Source organism: Enterobacter cloacae complex sp. 418I7 (assembly GCF_050030705.1).
Lineage (GTDB): Bacteria > Pseudomonadota > Gammaproteobacteria > Enterobacterales > Enterobacteriaceae > Enterobacter > Enterobacter intestinihominis.
The window spans coordinates 2942408-2965075 of the sequence record NZ_JBLGUU010000001.1 but is presented as its reverse complement, the minus strand read 5'-3'; the positions used below and the strand labels follow the sequence as shown (position 1 = coordinate 2965075).

Annotated in this window: 20 protein-coding genes; all 20 read left to right on the top strand. The window is 55.7% G+C overall.

What is annotated here, in order from left to right; all coding sequences use genetic code 11:
* Positions 1 to 4: 4 nt before the first annotated feature.
* The 20 genes from wzb (at position 5) to galF (ending at position 22531) form a co-directional block, all read left to right on the top strand.
* Positions 5 to 448: a low molecular weight protein-tyrosine-phosphatase Wzb gene (gene wzb / locus ACQG0S_RS14395; RefSeq protein WP_003862078.1), complete on the top strand. Its 444-nt coding sequence runs from the start codon at positions 5 to 7 to the stop codon at positions 446 to 448.
* 2 nt (positions 449 to 450) lie between these two features.
* Positions 451 to 2613, top strand: coding sequence for a tyrosine-protein kinase Wzc (gene wzc, locus ACQG0S_RS14390; RefSeq protein ID WP_022648640.1), 2163 nt, complete (start codon positions 451 to 453; stop codon positions 2611 to 2613).
* 122 nt (positions 2614 to 2735) lie between these two features.
* Positions 2736 to 3578: a colanic acid biosynthesis glycosyltransferase WcaA gene (gene wcaA, locus ACQG0S_RS14385; RefSeq protein ID WP_006811246.1), complete on the top strand. Its 843-nt coding sequence runs from the start codon at positions 2736 to 2738 to the stop codon at positions 3576 to 3578.
* Positions 3578 to 4069 carry a colanic acid biosynthesis acetyltransferase WcaB gene (wcaB, locus tag ACQG0S_RS14380; RefSeq protein WP_023300548.1) on the top strand — a complete coding sequence of 164 codons (492 nt, stop codon included), beginning with the start codon at positions 3578 to 3580 and terminating at the stop codon, positions 4067 to 4069. Before wcaA ends, wcaB begins: the two co-directional genes overlap by 1 nt.
* Positions 4066 to 5283: a colanic acid biosynthesis glycosyltransferase WcaC gene (gene wcaC / locus ACQG0S_RS14375; RefSeq protein ID WP_023300547.1), complete on the top strand. Its 1218-nt coding sequence runs from the start codon at positions 4066 to 4068 to the stop codon at positions 5281 to 5283. Before wcaB ends, wcaC begins: the two co-directional genes overlap by 4 nt.
* Positions 5258 to 6478, top strand: a complete 1221-nt coding sequence (gene wcaD / locus ACQG0S_RS14370) for a colanic acid polymerase WcaD (RefSeq protein WP_022648637.1) — start codon at positions 5258 to 5260, stop codon at positions 6476 to 6478. Before wcaC ends, wcaD begins: the two co-directional genes overlap by 26 nt.
* Positions 6479 to 6494: 16 nt before the next feature.
* Positions 6495 to 7241, top strand: a complete 747-nt coding sequence (gene wcaE, locus ACQG0S_RS14365) for a colanic acid biosynthesis glycosyltransferase WcaE (protein WP_023300546.1) — start codon at positions 6495 to 6497, stop codon at positions 7239 to 7241.
* A gap of 16 nt (positions 7242 to 7257) precedes the next feature.
* Positions 7258 to 7806 carry a colanic acid biosynthesis acetyltransferase WcaF gene (gene wcaF / locus ACQG0S_RS14360; protein WP_003863512.1) on the top strand — a complete coding sequence of 183 codons (549 nt, stop codon included), beginning with the start codon at positions 7258 to 7260 and terminating at the stop codon, positions 7804 to 7806.
* 24 nt (positions 7807 to 7830) lie between these two features.
* Positions 7831 to 8952: a GDP-mannose 4,6-dehydratase gene (gmd, locus tag ACQG0S_RS14355; protein WP_003863514.1), complete on the top strand. Its 1122-nt coding sequence runs from the start codon at positions 7831 to 7833 to the stop codon at positions 8950 to 8952.
* A 2-nt stretch (positions 8953 to 8954) separates the two neighbouring features.
* Positions 8955 to 9920: a GDP-L-fucose synthase gene (gene fcl, locus ACQG0S_RS14350; protein ID WP_015572377.1), complete on the top strand. Its 966-nt coding sequence runs from the start codon at positions 8955 to 8957 to the stop codon at positions 9918 to 9920.
* A gap of 2 nt (positions 9921 to 9922) precedes the next feature.
* The gene (locus tag ACQG0S_RS14345) at positions 9923 to 10402 is read left to right on the top strand and encodes a GDP-mannose mannosyl hydrolase (RefSeq protein ID WP_072201098.1); all 480 of its coding nucleotides are present in this window, start codon (positions 9923 to 9925) and stop codon (positions 10400 to 10402) included.
* On the top strand, positions 10399 to 11622 hold the full coding sequence (gene wcaI / locus ACQG0S_RS14340; protein ID WP_022648633.1) for a colanic acid biosynthesis fucosyltransferase WcaI: 1224 nt from the start codon (positions 10399 to 10401) through the stop codon (positions 11620 to 11622). The genes ACQG0S_RS14345 and wcaI overlap by 4 nt, the downstream gene beginning before the upstream one ends.
* 3 nt (positions 11623 to 11625) lie before the next feature.
* Positions 11626 to 13062 carry a mannose-1-phosphate guanyltransferase gene (cpsB, locus tag ACQG0S_RS14335; protein ID WP_063137677.1) on the top strand — a complete coding sequence of 479 codons (1437 nt, stop codon included), beginning with the start codon at positions 11626 to 11628 and terminating at the stop codon, positions 13060 to 13062.
* A 108-nt stretch (positions 13063 to 13170) separates the two neighbouring features.
* Positions 13171 to 14541, top strand: a complete 1371-nt coding sequence (gene cpsG, locus ACQG0S_RS14330; protein WP_022648631.1) for a colanic acid biosynthesis phosphomannomutase CpsG — start codon at positions 13171 to 13173, stop codon at positions 14539 to 14541.
* A 127-nt stretch (positions 14542 to 14668) separates the two neighbouring features.
* On the top strand, positions 14669 to 16063 hold the full coding sequence (gene wcaJ / locus ACQG0S_RS14325; protein WP_023300544.1) for an undecaprenyl-phosphate glucose phosphotransferase: 1395 nt from the start codon (positions 14669 to 14671) through the stop codon (positions 16061 to 16063).
* A 1-nt stretch (position 16064) separates the two neighbouring features.
* Positions 16065 to 17543 carry a colanic acid undecaprenyl disphosphate flippase WzxC gene (gene wzxC, locus ACQG0S_RS14320; protein ID WP_022648629.1) on the top strand — a complete coding sequence of 493 codons (1479 nt, stop codon included), beginning with the start codon at positions 16065 to 16067 and terminating at the stop codon, positions 17541 to 17543.
* A 15-nt stretch (positions 17544 to 17558) separates the two neighbouring features.
* The gene (gene wcaK / locus ACQG0S_RS14315) at positions 17559 to 18839 is read left to right on the top strand and encodes a colanic acid biosynthesis pyruvyl transferase WcaK (RefSeq protein ID WP_022648628.1); all 1281 of its coding nucleotides are present in this window, start codon (positions 17559 to 17561) and stop codon (positions 18837 to 18839) included.
* A complete protein-coding gene (wcaL, locus tag ACQG0S_RS14310; RefSeq protein ID WP_063137676.1) occupies positions 18836 to 20056 on the top strand; it encodes a colanic acid biosynthesis glycosyltransferase WcaL in 1221 nt (406 codons plus the stop codon). Before wcaK ends, wcaL begins: the two co-directional genes overlap by 4 nt.
* A 12-nt stretch (positions 20057 to 20068) precedes the next feature.
* The gene (gene wcaM / locus ACQG0S_RS14305; protein ID WP_048965615.1) at positions 20069 to 21460 is read left to right on the top strand and encodes a colanic acid biosynthesis protein WcaM; all 1392 of its coding nucleotides are present in this window, start codon (positions 20069 to 20071) and stop codon (positions 21458 to 21460) included.
* Positions 21461 to 21634: 174 nt separating this feature from the next.
* Entirely contained in the window at positions 21635 to 22531 is an 897-nt protein-coding gene (galF, locus tag ACQG0S_RS14300) for a GalU regulator GalF (protein ID WP_023306567.1), read from the top strand.
* Positions 22532 to 22668 lie beyond the last annotated feature (137 nt).

Below are 22668 nucleotides of genomic sequence, written 5' to 3'. Positions count from 1 at the left end.
CGCGATGTTTAACAAAATTCTGGTGGTGTGTGTGGGGAACATTTGCCGTTCCCCCACGGCTGAAAGGCTGTTGAAAAATTACCAGCCTGCGTTAACGGTCGACTCCGCAGGGCTGGGCGCGCTGGTCGGAAAAGGTGCCGACGAACGTGCCGCAAGCGTCGCCCTTGAGCATAACCTCTCACTCGACGGGCACGTTGCCCGTCAGGTCTCTGGCCGAATGTGCCGGGAATATGACCTGATCCTCGCGATGGAAAAACGCCACATTCACGCGCTGTGCGATATCGCACCGGAGATGCGCGGCAAGGTGATGCTGTTTGGTCACTGGGATGGTGAGCGCGAAATTCCCGATCCGTATCGCAAGAGCCGCGAGGCCTTTGAGGCGGTATACACCTTACTAGACCAGTCTGCCCGCCAGTGGGCGCAGGCACTGAAAGCTCAGCAGGGATAACAATGACAGAAAAAACAAGACCTTCTGCCGCCCCGACGTCGGGCAGTGATGAAATCGATATCGGTCGCCTGGTCGGGACCGTTATTGAAGCGAAATGGTGGGTGCTGGGTATAACCGCCATCTTTGCCGTGGCGGCGATCGTTTATACGCTGTTCGCGACGCCTATTTACAGCGCCGACGCGCTGGTGCAGATCGAACAAAATACCGGAAACTCGCTGGTTCAGGATATCGGCTCTGCGCTGGCCAACAAGCCGCCGGCATCGGAGGCTGAAATTCAGCTGATCCAGTCGCGCCTGGTATTGGGCAAAACGGTTCACGATCTGGGGCTGGATATCGCGGTCACCAAAAACACCTTCCCGGTGTTTGGCGCAGGCTGGGATCGCCTGATGGGGCGCAGTAACGATACGGTAAAAGTGACCGACTTCGTGATTCCAAAAGGGGCTGGGGACCAAACCTTTACCCTGACCGTGCTGGGACCAAAACAGTATCAGCTGACCAGCGACGCAGGCTTCAGCGCGCGCGGCGAAGTGGGGCAGATGCTGACCAAAGATGGCGTGAGCATCAGGGTTGGTGCCATCCAGGCGCACGAGGGCGGTGAGTTTACGGTCACCAAATTCTCGACGCTCGGAATGATCAACAATCTGCAAAACAACCTGACCGTCACCGAAAACGGTAAGGATACCGGCGTCCTGAGCATGACCTTCACCGGTGAAGACAAGGATCAAATCCGCGACATCCTGAACAGCATCACCCGTAACTACCTTGAGCAGAACGTTGAGCGCAAGTCAGCGGAAGCCGCTAAAAGCCTCGCGTTCCTCAGTAAACAGCTGCCGGAGGTGCGCGCCCGTCTGGATGACGCCGAGAACAAGCTGAACGCATACCGTCAGGATAAAGACTCCGTCGACCTGCCGCTGGAGGCGAAATCGGTTCTCGACTCCATGGTCAATATTGATGCGCAGCTGAACGAGCTGACCTTTAAAGAGGCGGAAATTTCCAAGCTCTATACCAAACGTCACCCGGCGTACCGCACGCTGCTCGAGAAACGTCGTACCCTGGAAGAAGAGAAGGCGAAGCTGAATGACCGCGTGACCGCGATGCCGAAGACGCAGCAGGAAATCGTACGCCTGACGCGTGATGTGGAATCCGGCCAGCAGGTTTACATGCAACTGCTGAACAAGCAGCAGGAGCTGAAAATCACCGAAGCCAGCACCGTGGGCGACGTGCGTATCGTTGACCCGGCGATTACCCAGCCGGGCGTGCTGAAGCCGAAGAAAGCGCTGATCATCCTCGGCAGCATTATTCTCGGCTTGATGCTCTCTATCGTCGGCGTGCTGCTGCGCTCGCTGTTCAACCGCGGTATCGAAAGCCCGCAGGTGCTGGAAGAGAACGGGATCAGCGTGTACGCCAGCATCCCGCTTTCGGAGTGGCAGAAGTCCCGTGACAGCGTCAAAACCGTTAAGGGCGTCAAGCGTTACAAACAGAGCCAGCTGCTGGCCGTGGGTAACCCGACCGACCTGGCGATTGAAGCGGTGCGTAGCCTGCGTACCAGCCTCCACTTCGCCATGATGCAGGCCAAAAACAACGTCCTGATGATGACCGGTGTCAGCCCGTCAATTGGTAAGACCTTCGTCTGTGCCAACCTGGCGGCGGTGGTGAGCCAGACCAACAAGCGCGTGCTGCTGATCGACTGCGACATGCGTAAGGGCTACACCCATGAGCTGCTGGGTACCAACAACGTTAACGGTCTGTCGGAAATCCTGCTGGGTAAAGGGGAGATCAGCGAGAGCGCCAAACCGACCTCGATTCCGAAATTTGACCTGATCCCGCGTGGCCAGGTACCGCCGAACCCGTCTGAACTGCTGATGAGCGAGCGCTTCACGCAGCTGATCGAGTGGGCAAGCAAAAACTATGACCTGGTGCTGATCGATACCCCACCAATTCTGGCGGTCACCGACGCCGCCGTGGTAGGGCGTCATGCGGGCACCACGCTGATGGTTGCACGCTATGCGGTGAACACCCTGAAGGAAGTGGAAACCAGCCTGAGCCGCTTTGAGCAGAACGGTATTGAGGTGAAAGGGGTCATTCTGAACTCCATCTTCCGCCGTGCGACGGGTTATCAGGATTACGGCTACTACGAGTACGAATACAAGTCTGACTCTAAATAACAAAACACACCCCACACCCCTCACCCTAACCCTCTCCCCTGAGGGGAGAGGGGACTGCCTGGTGCAGTCTTTCACCCTCTCCCCTCCGGGGAGAGGGCCGGGGTGAGGGGCAGGAGGAATACATGAGCACACAACGCCCTTTGATTTCTATCTATATGCCGACATGGAATCGTCAGCAGCTGGCGATCCGCGCGATTAAATCGGTCCTGCGTCAGGATTACGATAACTGGGAACTGATTATCGTGGATGACTGTTCCTCCTCTTACGAACAGCTGCAAAAGTTTGTCGAAGACCTGAACGACCCGCGCGTGGTGTACACGCACAACGCCATCAACTCCGGGGCGTGCGCGGTGCGCAATCAGGCGATTATGCAGGCGAAAGGGCAGTATCTGACCGGTATCGACGATGATGACGAATGGACGCCAAACCGTCTGTCGATCTTCCTGTCGCACAAAGCGCAACTGGTGACCCACGCGTTTCTGTATGCCAACGACTATGTCTGTCAGGGCGAGGTCTATTCGCAGCCGGCCAGCCTGCCGCTGTATCCGAAATCACCGTATTCCCGCCGCCTGTTCTACAAGCGCAACATCATTGGCAACCAGGTATTTACATGGGCCTGGCGCTTTAAGGAGTGTCTGTTCGATACCGAGCTGAAGGCCGCGCAGGATTACGACATCTTCCTGCGGATGGTGGTGGAGTACGGCGAGCCGTGGAAGGTGGAAGAGGCCACGCAGATCCTGCACATCAACCACGGGGAGATGCAGATCACCTCGTCACCGAAAAAATTCTCGGGCTACTTCCATTTTTACCGCAAGCACAAGGACAAGTTTGACCGTGCCAGTCGGAAGTATCAGCTCTTTACCCTCTATCAGATCCGCAATAAGCGCATGAACTGGCGCACGCTGCTGACGCTGCTGTCGGTGCGTAACGGCAAGCGTCTGGCTGACGGGCTTCGGGGGAAATAATGTTTCTGGAAGATTGCCGCGCTAACAGCTGGAGCCTGCGCCCGTGCTGCATGGTTCTGGCCTACCGTATTGCGCACTTTTGCTCGGTGTGGCGCAAAAAAAATGTGCTGAACAATATCTGGGCCGCGCCGGTGCTGGTGCTGTACCGCATCATCACCGAATGCTTTTTTGGCTATGAAATTCAGGCCGCTGCCACCATTGGCCGCCGCTTTACCATTCATCACGGCTATGCGGTCGTCATCAACAAGTTCGTCGTCGCGGGTGATGATTTCACCATTCGCCACGGGGTGACAATCGGCAACCGTGGGCCAGACAGCCTGGCCTGCCCGGTGATTGGCAATAACGTCGAGCTGGGCGCCAACGTGGTGATGATCGGGGAGATTACCGTGGGCAATAACGTGACGGTTGGCGCAGGTAGCGTAGTGCTGGACAGCATTCCGGACAATGCGCTGGTGGTGGGCGAGAAAGCCCGCGTGAAGGTGATTAAATGAACATTCTGCAATTTAACGTACGCCTCGCAGAGGGCGGGGCGGCAGGCGTAGCGCTGGATCTGCACCAGCGCGCGCTGCAAAAAGGATTACAGTCGCGCTTTGTTTACGGTTACGGCAAGGGCGGCAAGAAAAGCGTCAGCCATGATAACTATCCGCAGGTGCTGAAGCAGACGCCACGTCTGACCTCCATCGCCAATATTGCGCTGTTCCGCCTGTTTAACCGCGACCTGTTCGGCAACCTGAATAACCTCTACCGCACCGTCACCCGCACCCGCGGGCCGGTTGTGCTGCACTTCCACGTGCTACACAGCTACTGGCTGAATCTGGAAGAGGTGGTAGCGTTTTGTGGCAAAGTGAAGGCGCACAAGCCGGACACCCGTTTCGTCTGGACGCTACACGACCACTGGAGCGTGACCGGACGCTGCGCCTTTACCGACGGCTGCGAAGGCTGGAAAGATAACTGCCAGAAATGCCCTACGCTCAGCAACTATCCGCCGGTGAAGGTCGATCGCGCGCATCAGCTGGTTGAGGGCAAGCGTCAGCTGTTCCGCGACATGCTCTCGCTCGGCTGCACCTTTATCTCTCCAAGCCAGCACGTGGCAGATGCTTTTAATAGCCTGTACGGAGCAGGGCGCTGCCAGATTATCAACAACGGTATTGATGTGGCGACGGAAGAGATCCTGGCCGAACTGACGCCCGTAGCCATTACCACCGGCAAGCCGAAAATTGCGGTCGTCGCCCATGACCTGCGCTACGACGGCAAAACCAACCAACAGCTGGTGCGCGACATGATGGCGCTCGGCGACAAAATTGAGCTGCATACCTTCGGCAAATTCTCGCCGTTCGAAGGCGCTAACGTGGTGAATCACGGGTTTGAAACCGACAAGCGCAAACTGATGAGCGCGCTCAACGGTATGGACGCGCTGGTGTTCAGCTCCCGCGTGGACAACTACCCGCTGATCCTGTGCGAAGCGCTGTCCATTGGCGTGCCGGTCATTGCCACCCACAGCGACGCGGCGCGCGAAGTGCTGGAGAAATCGGGCGGTAAAACCTTCAGTGAGAACGAGGTGCTGCCGCTGGTGCAGCTGTCGAAGGCCGATATCGCGCAGGCTGTTTTTGGCACGGACCTGGAATCGTTCCGCAACCGCAGCCGTAAAGCGTACAGTGGACAACAGATGCTGGAGGAGTATGTCTCGTTCTATCAGAATCTGTAGTTATCTGCTGCTGCCGCTGATCTACCTGCTGGTCAACGTCAAGATTGCCCAGCTCGGTGAAAGCTTCCCAATCACCATCGTCACCTTCCTGCCGGTTCTGCTGTTGCTATACGTTGATAAGCTTAACCTCAAAAAGCTGATGATTGCGCTGGGGATCGGGTTTGGTCTGACGGCGTTTAACTACATCTTTGGTCAGTCGCTGGACGCCAGCAAATATGTCACCTCCACCATGCTGTTTGTTTATATCGTTATCATTATTGGCATGGTGTGGAGTATTCGTTTTAAAACTATCTCTCCGCACAATTATAGGAAAATCCTCAGGTTCTTTTATATTGTCGTCGGGCTGATTGTTATGCTTGCGGCATTGGAGATGGCGCAAATTATTCTCACAGGCGGCAGTAGCCTGATGGAAATAATTTCGAAATATCTTATATACAGTAACAGCTATGTACTGAACTTCATTAAGTTTGGTGGCAAGCGTACCACTGCGCTCTATTTTGAACCGGCGTTTTTTGCTCTGGCATTAATCTCAATTTGGCTCAGCATCAAACAGTTCGGTATCAAAACCCCCAAGACCGATGCTATGATTCTTGCAGGAATCGTTCTGTCAGGGTCGTTCTCAGGGGTAATGACGTTTATTCTGTTTTACCTGCTGGAGTGGGCGTTCCAGTACCTGAACAAAGAGGCGATTAAGAAAAAACTGCCGCTGGCGATCATTTCTCTGACGGTATTTTTAGTGGGCGTAATATTCGCCTTCCCGTACATTTCTGAACGTCTGGGTGATTTGGGAACGGAAGGTTCGTCGTCCTATTATCGCATCATTGGTCCACTGGTGATGGTGGGTTATTCCTTAACCCATATTGATGGCGTAGTAAGATTCGGCTCACTTTACGAATATGTTGCATCATTCGGAATCTTTAACGGTGCGGATGTCGGTAAAACCATAGACAATGGTCTGTATCTGTTAATTATCTATTTTTCCTGGTTCGCCGTACTGTTGACACTGTGGTATCTGTTTAAAGTTTTCAAAATGATGATTAACGCGTTTGGTGATAACCAGAACTTTCGCGTGCAACTTTATCTGTTCACACCGGTGTCGTTGTTTTTTACCGGGTCAATATTTAGCCCGGAATATGCATTCTTAATTGTATGTCCGTTTATTTTGCGCAAAGCGTTGAATATTACGAGCGTATGACGAAATGAGGTGATTTATGTTTCTTAGCGTCATTACTGTCGCCTTTCGTAACCACGAAGGGGTGGTAAAAACCTGGCGCTCGCTGCGCAACCTGGCGCGCGATCCGAGCCTCACCTTTGAGTGGATCGTGGTCGATGGCGGCTCGAACGACGGCACGGCGGAGTTCCTGGAAAAACTTAACGGTGAGTTCAACTTACGTTACATCAGCGAGAAAGATAAAGGCATTTACGATGCCATGAATAAAGGCATCAACATGGCGCAGGGGCGCTACGCCATCTTCCTCAATTCCGGCGACGTGTTCCATGAAGATGTGGCGCTGTTTGCACGCCAGCTGGCGCGCCAGAAAGAAGATGCCATGTTTATCGGTGATGCGCTGCTTGATTTCGGCGAGGGGAAAAAAGTCCTGCGCGGCGCGAAACCAGGCTGGTATATCTACCACAGCCTCCCGGCCAGCCATCAGGCTATTTTCTTCCCAATGAGCGGCCTGAAAAAACAGCCTTACGATTTGCAATATAAAGTGTCATCAGATTATGCCCTGGCCGCCAGCCTGTACAAATCTGGCTACCCGTTCCGTCGAATTAAAGGACTGGTATCCGAATTTTCAATGGGCGGCGTGTCAACCTCGAATAATCTGGAATTGTGCCAGGATGCCAAAAACGTGCAGCGTAAAATATTACGCGTACCGGGGTTCTGGGCGGAATTATCTTATTTCTTACGTCTGAAAACGACGGGTAAAGCGAAAGCCTTATATAACAAAGCCTGAGATATAAGGAAACGTAATGCAGGAATTAAATGGATTCTCCGTGCCGAAAGGTTTTCGGGGCGGGAGCGGTATTAAAGTTCAACTGTGGTGGGCTGTACAGGCAACGTTATTTGCCTGGTCGCCGCAAATACTGTACCGCTGGCGCGCATTTTTACTGCGTCTGTTTGGCGCAAAAATAGGAAAAAACGTAGTCATTCGTCCTTCGGTGAAAATTACTTATCCCTGGAAATTAACGCTTGGGGATTACGCCTGGGTTGGGGATGACGCGGTGTTATATACCCTTGGCGAGATTACGATTGGCGCAAATTCGGTGGTTTCACAGAAGTGTTATTTGTGCACCGGCAGCCACGATTTTATGAGCCCGCATTTTGATATTACCGCTTCGCCTGTTGTGATCGGTGAAAAATGCTGGCTGGCAACAGACGTCTTTGTTGCACCCGGTGTTTCTGTTGGCGATGGCACGGTAGTCGGTGCCCGCAGCAGCGTTTTTAAATCGCTACCGGCAAATAAAATTTGCCGTGGCAACCCCGCAGTGGTGATACGCGAACGCGTTGAAACTGATTAAATTCATAAGTAGAGGAATATAAACATGTCTAAAGTCGCTCTCATCACCGGCGTTACCGGGCAGGATGGTTCTTACCTGGCAGAGTTACTGCTGGAAAAAGGGTATGAAGTACACGGTATTAAACGTCGTGCGTCTTCATTTAACACCGAACGTGTCGATCATATTTATCAGGATCCTCACGCGGCGAACCCGAAATTCCACCTGCACTACGGCGACCTGACCGATACCTCCAACCTGACCCGCATCCTGCAGGAAGTACAGCCGGATGAAGTCTACAACCTGGGCGCGATGAGCCACGTTGCGGTTTCCTTCGAATCCCCGGAATACACCGCTGACGTGGACGCCATGGGTACGCTGCGTCTGCTGGAAGCGATTCGCTTCCTGGGTCTTGAGAAGAAAACCCGTTTCTATCAGGCATCTACCTCTGAGCTGTATGGTCTGGTGCAGGAAATTCCGCAGAAAGAGACTACGCCGTTCTACCCACGTTCTCCGTACGCGGTAGCGAAACTGTACGCTTACTGGATCACTGTGAACTACCGTGAATCCTACGGCATGTACGCCTGTAACGGCATTCTGTTCAACCACGAATCCCCACGTCGTGGCGAAACCTTCGTGACCCGTAAAATCACCCGCGCGATCGCTAACATCGCTCAGGGTCTGGAGTCTTGCCTGCACCTCGGCAACATGGACTCCCTGCGTGACTGGGGCCATGCGAAAGACTACGTGAAAATGCAGTGGATGATGCTGCAGCAGGAACAGCCAGAAGACTTCGTGATCGCGACCGGCGTGCAGTACTCCGTACGTCAGTTCGTTGAGATGGCTGCGGCACAGCTGGGCATCAAGCTGCGCTTCGAAGGCACCGGCGTGGAAGAGAAGGGTATCGTTGTTTCCGTGACCGGCCACGACGCACCGGGCGTGAAGCCAGGCGACGTGATTGTTCAGGTGGATCCGCGTTACTTCCGTCCTGCTGAAGTGGAAACCCTGCTGGGCGACCCAACCAAAGCGCACGAGAAGCTGGGCTGGAAACCAGAAACCACCCTGCAAGAAATGGTATCCGAGATGGTGGCCAAAGATCTTGAAGCAGCGAAAAAACACTCCCTGCTCAAGTCCCATGGCTACGAGGTTGCCATCGCGCTGGAGTCCTGAGAATGACAAAACAACGTATTTTTGTCGCCGGTCATCGCGGAATGGTGGGTTCCGCGATTGTCCGCCAGCTTGAACAGCGCGGCGACGTTGAGGTGATTGTTCGCACCCGCGACGAGCTGAACTTGCTTGACAGCAAAGCGGTGCAGGACTTCTTCGCCAGCGAACGTATCGACCAGGTGTATCTGGCGGCGGCGAAGGTGGGCGGTATTGTCGCTAACAACACCTACCCGGCGGATTTCATCTACGAGAACATGATGATTGAGAGCAACATCATTCACGCGGCGCATCTGCACAACGTGAACAAGCTGCTGTTCCTCGGTTCATCCTGTATCTACCCAAAAATGGCGAAACAGCCGATCGCCGAGAGCGAACTGTTGCAGGGGACGCTGGAAGCCACCAACGAGCCGTATGCGATTGCTAAAATTGCCGGGATCAAGCTGTGTGAATCCTACAACCGTCAGTATAACCGCGACTATCGCTCGGTGATGCCGACCAACCTCTACGGACCGCACGACAACTTCCACCCGAGCAATTCGCACGTGATCCCGGCGCTGCTGCGTCGTTTCCACGAGGCGACTGCCGAAAACGCCCCGGACGTGGTGGTGTGGGGCAGCGGTACGCCAATGCGCGAGTTCCTGCACGTGGACGATATGGCGGCAGCCAGCATTCACGTCATGGAGCTGGATCGCGAGGTGTGGCAGGAAAACACCGAGCCGATGCTGTCGCACATTAACGTCGGGACCGGCGTGGACTGCACCATTCGCGAGCTGGCGCAGACCATCGCGCAGGTGGTGGGCTACAAAGGACGCGTGGTGTTTGATGCCACCAAACCGGACGGCACGCCGCGCAAGCTGCTGGACGTGACCCGTCTGCATCAGCTGGGCTGGTATCACGAGGTCTCACTGGAGCAGGGGCTGGCCAGCACCTACCAGTGGTTCCTGGAAAACCAGCACCGCTTCCGGGGGTAATGATGTTTTTAAGTCAGGAAGATTTTGCCACGGTGGTGCGTTCCACTCCGCTCATCTCAATTGATTTGATCGTGGAGAACGAACGCGGCGAGTTCTTGCTGGGGAAACGAACCAATCGTCCTGCACAGGGCTTCTGGTTCGTGCCCGGCGGGCGCGTGCAGAAGGATGAGACGCTAAGCGATGCGTTTGAGCGTCTCACTCTGGCGGAACTGGGCCTGCAACTGCCGATGGCAGCGGGCCAGTTTTACGGGGTCTGGCAGCACTTCTATGACGATAACTTTTCGGGCACCGGGTTCACCACGCACTATGTCGTGCTGGGGTTCCGCCTGAAGGTGAGTGAGGCAGACCTGCGTCTGCCTGATTCTCAGCATGACGATTACCGCTGGTTAACGCCAGAGGCGCTGCTGGCAAGCGACAATGTCCATGACAACAGTCGGGCGTACTTCCTTGCGGAACGTCAGGCCGAGGTGCCAGGCCTATGAAAATCCTCGTCTACGGAATTAACTACTCGCCGGAGCTTACCGGTATCGGGAAATACACCGGCGAGATGGTCGAGTGGATGGCGAGCCAGGGACATGACGTGCGGGTGATTACCGCCCCGCCGTATTACCCGGAGTGGAAGGTAGGCGAACGCTATTCCAGCTGGCGCTACCGCCGCGAAGAGGGGGCTGCGACCGTCTGGCGCTGCCCGCTCTACGTGCCGAAACAGCCCTCGACGCTGAAACGTTTAATTCATCTGGGCAGCTTTGCCCTGAGCAGTTTCTTCCCGCTGATGGCGCAGCGTCGCTGGAAGCCGGATCGCATCATCGGCGTGGTGCCGACGCTGTTCTGCACGCCAGGCATGCGCCTGCTGGGCAAACTCTCCGGCGCGCGCACCCTGCTGCACATTCAGGATTATGAAGTGGACGCCATGCTCGGACTGGGGATGGCCGGGAAAGGCAAGGGCGGCAAGGTGGCGAAGCTCGCCAGCGCCTTTGAGCGCAGCGGCCTGCACAACGTGGATTACGTCTCGACCATCTCGCGCTCGATGATGAACAAGGCGCAGGAGAAGGGTGTCCCGGCGGAGAAGGTGATCTTCTTTCCGAACTGGTCCGAAGTGGCGCGTTTCCGCGATGTGACAGACCAGGATGCGCAGGCGTTACGCGCGCAGCTCGGTTTGCCTGAAGATCAAAAAATCATTCTTTACTCAGGCAACATCGGTGAAAAACAGGGGCTGGAGAGCGTGATTGACGCCGCGCTTCAGCTGAGCGAACACCCGTGGATGTTCGTGATAGTCGGGCAGGGCGGCGGTAAAGCGCGGCTGGAAAAAATGGCCAGCGAGCGCGGACTGACCAACATCCGCTTCTTCCCGCTTCAGTCTTATGACGCGCTGCCCGCGCTGCTGAAAATGGCAGATTGCCATCTGGTGGTGCAAAAACGCGGCGCGGCGGATGCGGTGCTGCCGTCCAAGCTGACCAACATTCTGGCAGTGGGCGGAAATGCGGTGATTACGGCAGAAGCCGCAACAGAATTAGGCCAGCTGTGCAACAGCTACCCGGGTATTGCCGTTTGCGTAGAGCCAGAATCGGTTCCTGCGCTGGTGACCGGAATTGAGCAGGCACTCGCCATGCCAAAAGAGAACACGGTGGCACGTGAATATGCCGAACGCACGCTCGAGAAAGAGAACGTGCTGAGCCAATTTATTGCAGATATACGGGGATAAATCATGAGTCAAACCACTTTGTATCCGGTCGTAATGGCGGGTGGATCCGGGAGCCGGTTGTGGCCACTGTCCCGCGTGCTTTATCCAAAACAATTTCTGTGCCTCAAGGGCGACCTCACCATGCTGCAAACGACGGTTAACCGTCTGCACGGCGTGGAGTGTGAAAGCCCGGTGGTGATCTGTAACGAGCAGCACCGCTTTATCGTTGCCGAGCAGCTGCGCCAGCTGAATAAACTGACCGAAAATATCATTCTGGAGCCTGCCGGACGCAACACCGCGCCTGCTATTGCTCTTGCGGCGCTGGCGGCAAAACGCAGCAGCCCGGACTGCGACCCGCTGATGCTGGTGCTGGCGGCTGACCACGTTATTCAGCAGGAAGACGCCTTCCGCGACGCGGTTCGCGCGGCGATTCCTTACGCTGAGAACGGCAAGCTGGTGACCTTCGGCATCGTGCCGGATCTCCCGGAAACCGGCTATGGCTACATTCGCCGCGGCAGCGTTACGCCTGGTGAAGGCGACAGCGTGGCCTTTGACGTGGCGCAGTTTGTCGAAAAACCGAATCTGGAAACCGCCCAGGCCTACGTGGCCAGCGGTGAATACTACTGGAACAGCGGTATGTTCCTGTTCCGCGCCGGTCGCTACCTGGAAGAGCTGGAAAAATATCGCCCCGATATCTTACATGCCTGCGAAAAAGCGATGGCGGTGGTGGATCCGGATCTTGATTTTATCCGCGTGGACGAAGAAGCCTTCCTCGCCTGTCCGGAAGAGTCCATTGACTATGCGGTGATGGAACGTACGGCAGATGCGGTAGTGGTGCCGATGGATGCGGGCTGGAGCGACGTTGGCTCCTGGTCGTCACTGTGGGAGATTAGCGCGCATACCCCGGAGGGTAACGTCCATCACGGTGATGTGATCAGCCACAAAACGGAAAACAGCTACGTCTACGCCGAATCTGGCCTTGTCACCACGGTAGGGGTGAAAGATCTGGTGGTCGTGCAGACCAAAGACGCGGTGCTGATTGCCGACCGTAATGCCGTGCAGGACGTTAAAAAAGTGGTGGAGAAGATCAAGGCCGATGGCCGCCACGAACACCATATTCACCGTGAAGTCTACCGCCCGTGGGGCAAATATGACTCCATCGACGCTGGCGAGCGCTATCAGGTGAAACGCATCACCGTGAAGCCTGGAGAAGGGCTGTCGGTGCAGATGCACCATCACCGCGCCGAACACTGGGTAGTGGTGGCGGGAACCGCCAAAGTGACCATCAACGGTGAAGTGAAGCTGCTCGGTGAAAACGAGTCCATTTATATTCCGCTGGGTGCCACGCACTGCCTGGAAAACCCGGGGAAAATTCCACTCGACTTAATTGAGGTGCGTTCCGGTTCGTATCTGGAAGAGGACGATATCGTGCGCTTCCAGGACCGCTACGGGCGGGTGTAGCGCCGTCTTAACGCCGGATGGCGCTTCGCTTATCCGGCCTACGAATGAATAAAAAACAATTAAGCCTGTTAACGGGCGGGCCAACTGTTGCCTGAAAAAGGGGTCATCATGGAAAAATTAACCTGTTTTAAAGCCTACGATATTCGCGGCAAGCTGGGCGAAGAGCTGAACGAAGACATTGCGTGGCGCATCGGCCGCGCGTACGGCGAATACCTGAAACCACAAACTATCGTGCTGGGCGGCGACGTGCGTCTCACCAGCGAATCCCTGAAGCTGGCGCTGGCGAAAGGGCTACAGGACGCGGGCGTCGACGTGCTGGACATTGGACTTTCCGGTACCGAAGAGATCTATTTTGCCACCTTCCACCTGGGCGTGGACGGCGGTATCGAAGTGACGGCCAGCCATAACCCGATGGACTACAACGGCATGAAGCTGGTGCGCAAGGGCGCGCGTCCTATCAGCGGCGACACCGGTCTGCGCGATGTGCAGCGTCTGGCCGAGGCCAACGACTTCCCGCCGGTGAACGAAGCGAAGCGCGGCAGCTATAAGCAGATCAACCTGCAAAAAGAGTACATCGACCACCTGCTGGGCTACATCAACGTGGCGAACCTCAAACCGCTGAAGCTGGTGATTAACTCCGGCAACGGCGCGGCAGGCCCGGTTGTCGATGCACTTGAAGCCCGCTTTAAGGCGCTGAACGTGCCGGTGACCTTCGTCAAAGTGCACAACACGCCTGACGGCAACTTCCCGAACGGTATTCCTAACCCGCTGCTGCCGGAGTGCCGCGACGACACCCGTAACGCGGTGATTGAGCACGGCGCCGATATGGGTATTGCCTTTGACGGCGATTTCGACCGCTGCTTCCTGTTCGACGAGAAAGGGCAGTTTATCGAAGGCTACTACATCGTTGGCCTGCTGGCGGAAGCGTTCCTTGAGAAAAACCCGGGGGCGAAGATCATTCACGATCCGCGCCTCTCCTGGAACACCGTCGACGTGGTGAAGGCCGCGGGCGGCGAGCCGGTGATGTCTAAAACCGGCCACGCGTTTATCAAAGAGCGTATGCGCGAGGAAGACGCCATCTACGGCGGCGAGATGAGCGCCCACCACTATTTCCGTGATTTTGCCTACTGCGACAGCGGGATGATCCCGTGGCTGCTGGTAACCGAGCTGCTGTGCCTGAAAGGACAGAGCCTGGGCGAACTGGTGCGCGACCGCATGGCGGCGTTCCCGGCGAGCGGGGAGATCAACAGCAAACTGGCACAGCCAGCCGAGGCCATCGCCCGCGTCGAACAGCACTTTGCCATTCATGCGCTGGAGATTGACCGTACCGACGGTATCAGCATGGCGTTCCCGCAGTGGCGCTTCAACCTGCGCTCTTCCAACACTGAGCCGGTGGTGCGCCTGAACGTTGAGTCCCGCGCCGATACCGCGCTGATGGAAGCCCGAACGAAGGACATTCTGGCGCTGTTGAATCAGTAAAAAGAAAACCTTACCCCTCACCCTAACCCTCTCCCAAAGGGGAGAGGGAACTTGAACACCCTCTCCCCTTTGGGGAGAGGGCCGGGGTGAGGGGCGAGGGGAAAGGTTTAGAACTAAAGGAACAACGATGACAAATCTAAAAAAGCGCGAGCGAGCGAGAACGAATGCATCGTTAATCTCTATGGTGCAGCGTTTTTCTGATATCACCATCATGGTCGGCGGACTGTGGGCGGTGTGTTGGGTCAGCGGGCAGCCGTTCTTATACATGCACTTGCTGATGGCGTTGATTGCGCTGGTGGTGTTTCAGATGATCGGCGGCATGACCGATTTCTATCGTTCATGGCGTGGCGTCAAAATGACCACCGAACTGATGCTGCTGCTCCAGAACTGGACCTTAAGCCTGATTTTCAGCGCAGGCCTGGTGGCGTTCAGCCATGATTTTGATAATCGGCTTGTGACCTATCTCTGCTGGTATCTGTTAACCAGCGTTGGCATGGTGGTCTGCCGCTCGCTGATCCGCTTTGGCGCGGGCTGGCTGCGCAACCGTGGGTATAACCGTCGCTTTGTTGCCGTGGCGGGCGACCTGCCGGTGGGACAGGTGTTGCTCGACAGCTTCCGCAAAGAGCCGTGGTTAGGTTTTGAAGTGGTCGGGGTTTATCACGACGCGAAGCCCGGCGGCGTACCATCTGACTGGGCGGGCAGCTACGAACAGCTGATAGAAGACGCGAAAGCCGGCAAAATTCACAACGTCTACATCGCCATGCAGATGAAAGATGAATCCCGCATCAAGACACTGATGCGCGAGCTTGCCGATACCACCTGCTCGGTGATCCTCATCCCTGACGTGTTTACCTTCAATATTCTTCACTCCCGTATTGAAGAGGTGAACGGGGTACCTGTTGTTCCGTTGTACGACACGCCGCTGTCGGGGATTAACCGCGTGCTGAAGCGCGTGGAGGATATCGTACTTTCGTCTCTGATCCTGCTGCTCATCTCCCCGGTGCTGTGCTGCATTGCGCTGGCGGTGAAGCTCAGCTCGCCGGGGCCGATCATCTTCCGTCAGACCCGCTACGGCATGGACGGTAAGCCGATCATGGTGTGGAAATTCCGCTCCATGAAGGTGATGGAGAACGACAAGGTGGTGACCCAGGCGACGCAGAACGATCCGCGCGTCACCCGCGTGGGTAACTTCCTGCGCCGTACCTCGCTCGATGAGCTGCCGCAGTTCATCAACGTGTTCACCGGCGGGATGTCCATCGTCGGTCCTCGTCCTCACGCCGTGGCCCATAACGAGCAGTACCGTACCCTGATTGAAGGCTACATGCTGCGCCATAAGGTGAAGCCAGGCATCACCGGCTGGGCGCAGATCAACGGCTGGCGCGGCGAGACCGACACGCTGGAAAAAATGGAAAAACGCATCGAGTTCGACCTGGAGTACATCCGCGAGTGGAGCCTCTGGTTCGATATCAAGATTGTTTTTCTGACCATTTTCAAAGGCTTCGTGAACAAAGCGGCGTACTAAGATGAGCTTACGTGAAAAAACCATCAGCGGCGCGAAATGGTCAGCCATGGCCACCATCGTCATCATCGGCCTCGGGCTGGTGCAGATGACGGTGCTGGCGCGCATTATCGATAACCACCAGTTCGGCCTGCTGACGGTCTCGCTGGTGATTATCGCGCTGGCCGATACGCTGTCTGACTTCGGTATCGCCAACTCGATTATCCAGCGCAAAGAGATCAGCCACCTGGAGCTGACCACGCTCTACTGGCTGAACGTCGGGCTGGGTATCTTCGTCTTTGTGCTGGTGTTCCTGCTGAGTGATGTGATTGCCGGCGTGCTGCATAACCCGGACCTGGCGCCGCTGATGCGCACCCTGTCGTTTGCTTTCGTGGTGATCCCGCACGGGCAGCAGTTCCGCGCGCTGATGCAGAAAGAGCTGGAGTTCAACAAGATCGGCATGATTGAAACCAGCGCCGTGCTGGCGGGCTTTACCTTCACCGTTGTCAGCGCCCATTTCTGGCCGCTGGCGATGACCGCCATTCTCGGCTACCTCGTTAACTCTGCCGTGCGCACGCTGCTGTTTGGCTTCTTTGGCCGCAAGATTTATCGCCCGGGACTGCATTTTTCGCTGGCGTCTGTTTCATCCAACCTGCGCTTCGGCGCGTGGCTGACGGCAGACAGCATTATCAACTATGTGAATACTAACCTCTCTACGCTGGTGCTGGCGCGCATTCTGGGCGCGAGCGTCGCGGGTGGCTACAACCTGGCGTATAACGTCGCGGTTGTCCCGCCGATGAAGCTCAACCCTATCATTACCCGCGTGCTGTTCCCGGCGTTCGCCAAAATTCAGGACGATACCGAGAAGCTGCGCGTGAACTTTTACAAGCTGCTCTCCGTGGTGGGAATCATCAACTTCCCGGTACTGCTGGGGCTGATGGTGGTCGCCAGCAATTTCGTACCGCTGGTGTTTGGCGAGAAGTGGAACAGCATCATCCCGATCCTGCAACTGCTGTGCGTTGTGGGGCTGCTGCGCTCGGTGGGGAACCCGATTGGTTCTCTGCTGATGGCGAAGGCGCGCGTGGATATCAGCTTCAAGTTCAACGTGTTTAAAACCTTCCTGTTTATTCCGGCAATTATTGTGGGCGGGCACATGGCGGGCGCCATTGGCGTGACGCTCGGCTTCCTGCTGGTGCAGATCGTCAATACCGTGCTGAGCTACTTCGTGATGATCAAACCGGTGCTGGGCTCCAGCTACCGTCAGTACATTCTCAGCCTGTGGCTGCCGTTTTATCTCTCCTTACCGACTCTGGCGGTGAGCTACGGCCTGGGCGTGGTGCTCAACGGGCATCTGCCGCTGGCGGCGCTGCTTGCGGTGCAGGTCGCGGCAGGCGCGCTGGCATTCGGCGTAATGATTGTACTGTCACGCAATGCGCTGGTGGTTGAGATAAAGCGCCAGTTTTGCCGTAACGAAAAAATGAAAACGCTGCTTCGCGCAGGCTAATTTTACGAGGCCATTATGAAATTACTTATTCTTGGCAACCATACCTGCGGCAACCGTGGCGACAGCGCCATCCTGCGCGGTTTATTGGATGCAATTAACACCCTTAAGCCTGAGACAGAAGTGGATGTGATGAGCCGTTATCCGGTCAGCTCATCCTGGTTACTGAACCGCCCGGTGATGGGCGACCCGCTCTACAGCCAGATGAAACAGCACAACAACGCTGCGGGCGTGATGGGGCGCGTGAAGAAAGTACTGCGTCGCCGCTACCAGCATCAGGTGCTGCTTTCTCGCGTAACCGACACCGGCAAGCTGCGCAACATCGCCATCGCGCAGGGCTTTACCGATTTCGTGCGTCTGCTGTCCGGCTATGACGCCATTATTCAGGTGGGCGGCTCGTTCTTCGTCGACCTGTACGGCGTGCCGCAGTTTGAGCATGCGCTCTGCACCTTTATGGCGAAAAAACCGCTGTTTATGATTGGCCACAGCGTCGGGCCGTTCCAGGATCCGCAGTTCAACCAGTTGGCGAACTATGTCTTCGGCCACTGTGACGCGCTGATCCTGCGTGAATCGGTCAGCCTCGACATGATGAAGCGCAGCGAAATCGACACCACCAAAGTGGAGCACGGCGTAGACACCGCCTGGCTGGTAGATCATCAGGATGACAGCTTCCAGGCCAGCTACGCGGTACAGCACTGGCTGGACGTGGCGGCAAAACAGAAAACCGTCGCCATTACCCTGCGTGAACTTGCGCCCTTCGATAAACGCCTCGGCACGACTCAGGCGGCGTATGAAAAAGCCTTTGCCGAGGTGGTGAACCGCGTGCTGGACAGCGGTTACCAGGTGCTGGCGCTTTCCACCTGTACCGGTATCGACAGCTACAACAAAGATGACCGCATGGTGGCGCTCAACCTGCGTAACCTGGTCAACGACCCATCCCGCTACCACGTGGTGATGGACGAACTGAACGACCTGGAGATGGGCAAGCTGCTCTCCGCCTGCGACCTGACCGTGGGCACGCGTCTGCACTCGGCCATTATCTCGATGAACTTCGGCACGCCAGCCATCGCCATCAACTACGAGCACAAGTCCGCAGGCATTATGCAGCAGCTCGGTATGCCGGAAATGGCCGTCGATATTCGTCATCTGCTGGACGGATCGCTGGGTGCGATGGTGGGCGACACGCTCGGCCAGTTGCCTGCGATCAACGAACGTCTGGCGGTGGCGGTGAAAGCCGAACGCGAAAAAGGTATTGGCATGGTGAAATCCGTCCTCGACCGCGTCCGGGAGGGGAAATGAAGGTTGGTTTCTTCTTACTGAAATTTCCGCTGTCGTCTGAAACTTTTGTGCTGAACCAAATCACCGCGTTTATCGATATGGGGTATGACGTGGAGATTATCGCCCTGCAAAAGGGCGATACGCAAAACACCCATGCGGCGTATACCCAGTATGGGCTGGAGGCGAAAACCCGCTGGTTGCAGGACGAACCCACCGGACGGATGAACAAACTGCGCCATCGCGCTGGCCAGACGCTGCGCGGCCTTCATCGCGCCTCGACGTGGCGGGCGCTGAATATGTCGCGCTATGGGGCGGAGGCCCGCAACCTGATCTTATCCGCCATTTGCGGGCAAACGGCCCAGCCGTACCGGGCCGATGTCTTTATCGCTCACTTTGGCCCGGCTGGCGTCACGGCGGCAAAACTGCGTGAGCTGGGGGTAATTGACGGCAAAATCGCCACGATTTTCCACGGTATCGATATCTCCAGCCGTGAAGTGCTGAACCACTACACGCCGGAATATCAGCAGCTGTTTCGCCGTGGTGACATGATGCTGCCGATAAGCGACTTGTGGGCCGGACGCCTGAAAACCATGGGGTGCCCGAGCGAGAAAATCACCGTTTCACGCATGGGCGTGGACATGGAACGCTTCACCCAGCGACCGGTCAAGGTGCCGGGCAAGCCGCTGCAAATTATCTCTGTTGCCCGCCTGACCGAAAAGAAAGGGCTGCACGTAGCCATCGAAGCTTGTCGGCAACTGAAGGCGCGCGGTGTGGACTTCCACTACCGCATCCTGGGTATCGGGCCGTGGGAGCGTCGCCTGCGCACGCTGATTGAACAGTATCAGCTGGAAGACGTGGTGGAGATGCCGGGCTTCAAGCCGAGCCACGAAGTGAAAGCCATGCTCGACGAGGCGGATGTGTTCCTGCTGCCTTCCGTAACCGGCGCCGACGGCGATATGGAAGGCATTCCCGTGGCGCTGATGGAGGCGATGGCGGTCGGCATTCCGGTGGTCTCGACGTTACACAGCGGCATCCCGGAGCTGATCACCTCTGAGCATTCCGGCTGGCTGGTTCCTGAAAACAATGCGCTGGCGCTGGCGGACCGTCTGGCCGCGTTCAGCGATATCGATCAGCAGACGCTGATCCCTGTGCTGCAAAATGCGCGGCAAAAAGTTGAAGCAGAATTCAATCAGCAGGTGATTAATCGCCAGTTAGCGAGCCTGCTGCAAACGCTGTAACGCTGAGGTTGTATGCTGAATAAGATTACCCGACGCCGATTTGTCTCTTCTTTATCCGTCCTGGCTGCCATGCCGCTGCTGTCGCCCCGCGCTGTGCGGGCGGCAACCGGGAAGACGGTTTCTGTCGATCGCTACAACAATAAGGACTGGATCGCCGCCTTTAAGCAGGCATTTACCGAGGGCGATACCGTTGTTGTTCCCGCCGGGTTTACCTGTGAAAACATCAATACCGGCATTTTCATTCCTGATGGCAAAACCCTGCTGATCCGCGGTGCGCTGAAGGGCAACGGCCGCGGACGATTTGTACTCCAGGAAGGCTGCAAGGTCATTGGGGAAGGAGAAGGGCGCACGCATAACATCACGCTGGACGTGCGTGGCTCCGACTGTGTCATTAAAGGGCTGGCGATGAGCGGCTTCGGCCCCGTCACCCAGATCTACATCGGCGGTAAAAAGCGGCGAGTGATGCGCAACCTGCTCATCGATAACATTACCGTGACGCAAGCCAACTACGCGATCCTGCGTCAGGGGTTCCACAATCAGGTGGACGGTGCGCGCATTACCAATAGTAAATTCAGCCACTTGCAGGGTGACGCGATTGAGTGGAACGTGGCGATTAACGACCGCAACATCCTGATCTCGGACCACGTGATCGATAACATCAACTGCACCAACGGCAAGATCAACTGGGGCATAGGCATCGGGTTGGCCGGCAGTACGTACGACAATGATTATCCGGAACAGCAGACCGTTAAAAACTTCGTGGTGGCAAATATCACCGGCAGCAACTGTCGGCAGCTGGTGCATGTTGAAAACGGTAAACACTTTGTGATCCGTAATATCAAGGCCAACAATATTACTCCTGACTTCAGTAAAAAGGCCGGAATTGATAACGCGACAGTAGCTATTTATGGCTGTGATAATTTCGTTATTGATAATGTCGATATGGTCAACAGCGCCGGAATGCTAATTGGCTATGGCGTGATCAAGGGCGATTATCTGTCGATACCGCAGAACTTCAAACTTAACGATATTCGCCTGGATAACCGACAGCTTGCCTATAAGCTGCGCGGGATACAGATTTCCTCCGGCAATGCTACGTCGTTTGTTGCCATCACCAACGTTGAGATGCAGCGGGCAACTCTTGAGCTGCATAACAAACCCCAGCACCTTTTCTTACGTAATATCAACGTGATGCAGGAGTCAACGACGGGGCCGGCTTTGAAGATGAACTTCGATTTGCGCAAAGACGTGCGCGGGAAGTTTATGGCTAAAAACGAGACGTTGCTGTCGCTTGCGAACATAAAAGCGGTTAATGAAAAGGGGCAGAGCTCGGTGGATATTGATCGCGTTGATCAACACGTGGTGAATACGGAACGGTTGAATTTTGCGCTGCCGCACAGGTAATCATCCAGACTATTTTGCGACAATTCCTGGAACGAAATCGCGATCTATTCAGATTACAACTACTGTAATTTGTGGTGGGGTGACCTAGGATTACTTCATATTTAAGGCAAAACATGCTGGCGAAAACAGGTTTAAAAGCTATAATTCGTCAACCATTTTAAGGTGGAAGAAATAATGATTAATTTGAAAGCAGTCATACCGGTAGCGGGTCTGGGCATGCATATGTTGCCAGCCACGAAGGCAATTCCTAAAGAGATGCTGCCGATCGTTGACAAGCCGATGATTCAGTACATCGTCGACGAGATTGTTGCTGCAGGGATCAAAGAAATCGTTCTGGTGACGCACTCTTCGAAGAATGCGGTAGAGAACCACTTCGACACCTCTTATGAACTCGAAGCGTTGCTTGAGCAGCGCGTTAAGCGTCAGCTTCTGGCGGAAGTTCAGTCTATCTGCCCTCCTGGCGTGACCATCATGAACGTGCGTCAGGCGCAGCCGCTGGGTCTGGGCCACTCGATCCTGTGCGCGCGTCCGGTCGTAGGCGATAACCCGTTTATCGTGGTATTGCCCGATATCATCATTGATACCGCCTCTGCCGATCCGCTGCGTTACAACCTGGCGGCAATGGTTGCACGCTTCAACGAAACGGGTCGCAGCCAGGTGCTGGCGAAACGTATGAAGGGTGATCTCTCTGAGTACTCTGTTATTCAGACTAAAGAGCCGCTGGAGTCGGAAGGGCAGGTGAGCCGTATCGTTGAGTTTATCGAAAAACCCGATCAGCCGCAGACCCTGGACTCCGACCTGATGGCAGTTGGTCGTTATGTGCTGAATGCGGATATCTGGGCTGAGCTGGAAAAAACCGAGCCGGGTGCCTGGGACCGTATCCAGCTGACCGATGCGATTGCTGAGCTGGCGAAGAAGCAGTCGGTTGATGCCATGCTGATGACCGGTGACAGCTATGACTGCGGTAAGAAAATGGGGTATATGCAGGCGTTTGTGAACTATGGCCTGCGTAACCTGAAGGAAGGGGCGAAGTTCAGAAGCCGGATTGAGAAGCTGCTGGCTAACGACTGATAGTCCTTCCGCAGTCTGAAAGACTTTATGCGCGGCAGCCATCATTTTGTTATGTTGTTACATAAACAAAATGATGGCTGCCGCTTTTTGTTATTAATTCCTGTGATAACAGAGAGTTACCTGCTTCAAATCTGGGC

Coding starts and splice junctions, on each gene's coding strand:
- wzb (WP_003862078.1), top strand. CDS start 5: ATGTTTAACAAAATTCTGGTGGTGTGTGTGGGGAACATTTGCCGTTCC.
- wzc (WP_022648640.1), top strand. CDS start 451: ATGACAGAAAAAACAAGACCTTCTGCCGCCCCGACGTCGGGCAGTGAT.
- wcaA (WP_006811246.1), top strand. CDS start 2,736: ATGAGCACACAACGCCCTTTGATTTCTATCTATATGCCGACATGGAAT.
- wcaB (WP_023300548.1), top strand. CDS start 3,578: ATGTTTCTGGAAGATTGCCGCGCTAACAGCTGGAGCCTGCGCCCGTGC.
- wcaC (WP_023300547.1), top strand. CDS start 4,066: ATGAACATTCTGCAATTTAACGTACGCCTCGCAGAGGGCGGGGCGGCA.
- wcaD (WP_022648637.1), top strand. CDS start 5,258: ATGTCTCGTTCTATCAGAATCTGTAGTTATCTGCTGCTGCCGCTGATC.
- wcaE (WP_023300546.1), top strand. CDS start 6,495: ATGTTTCTTAGCGTCATTACTGTCGCCTTTCGTAACCACGAAGGGGTG.
- wcaF (WP_003863512.1), top strand. CDS start 7,258: ATGCAGGAATTAAATGGATTCTCCGTGCCGAAAGGTTTTCGGGGCGGG.
- gmd (WP_003863514.1), top strand. CDS start 7,831: ATGTCTAAAGTCGCTCTCATCACCGGCGTTACCGGGCAGGATGGTTCT.
- fcl (WP_015572377.1), top strand. CDS start 8,955: ATGACAAAACAACGTATTTTTGTCGCCGGTCATCGCGGAATGGTGGGT.
- ACQG0S_RS14345 (WP_072201098.1), top strand. CDS start 9,923: ATGTTTTTAAGTCAGGAAGATTTTGCCACGGTGGTGCGTTCCACTCCG.
- wcaI (WP_022648633.1), top strand. CDS start 10,399: ATGAAAATCCTCGTCTACGGAATTAACTACTCGCCGGAGCTTACCGGT.
- cpsB (WP_063137677.1), top strand. CDS start 11,626: ATGAGTCAAACCACTTTGTATCCGGTCGTAATGGCGGGTGGATCCGGG.
- cpsG (WP_022648631.1), top strand. CDS start 13,171: ATGGAAAAATTAACCTGTTTTAAAGCCTACGATATTCGCGGCAAGCTG.
- wcaJ (WP_023300544.1), top strand. CDS start 14,669: ATGACAAATCTAAAAAAGCGCGAGCGAGCGAGAACGAATGCATCGTTA.
- wzxC (WP_022648629.1), top strand. CDS start 16,065: ATGAGCTTACGTGAAAAAACCATCAGCGGCGCGAAATGGTCAGCCATG.
- wcaK (WP_022648628.1), top strand. CDS start 17,559: ATGAAATTACTTATTCTTGGCAACCATACCTGCGGCAACCGTGGCGAC.
- wcaL (WP_063137676.1), top strand. CDS start 18,836: ATGAAGGTTGGTTTCTTCTTACTGAAATTTCCGCTGTCGTCTGAAACT.
- wcaM (WP_048965615.1), top strand. CDS start 20,069: ATGCTGAATAAGATTACCCGACGCCGATTTGTCTCTTCTTTATCCGTC.
- galF (WP_023306567.1), top strand. CDS start 21,635: ATGATTAATTTGAAAGCAGTCATACCGGTAGCGGGTCTGGGCATGCAT.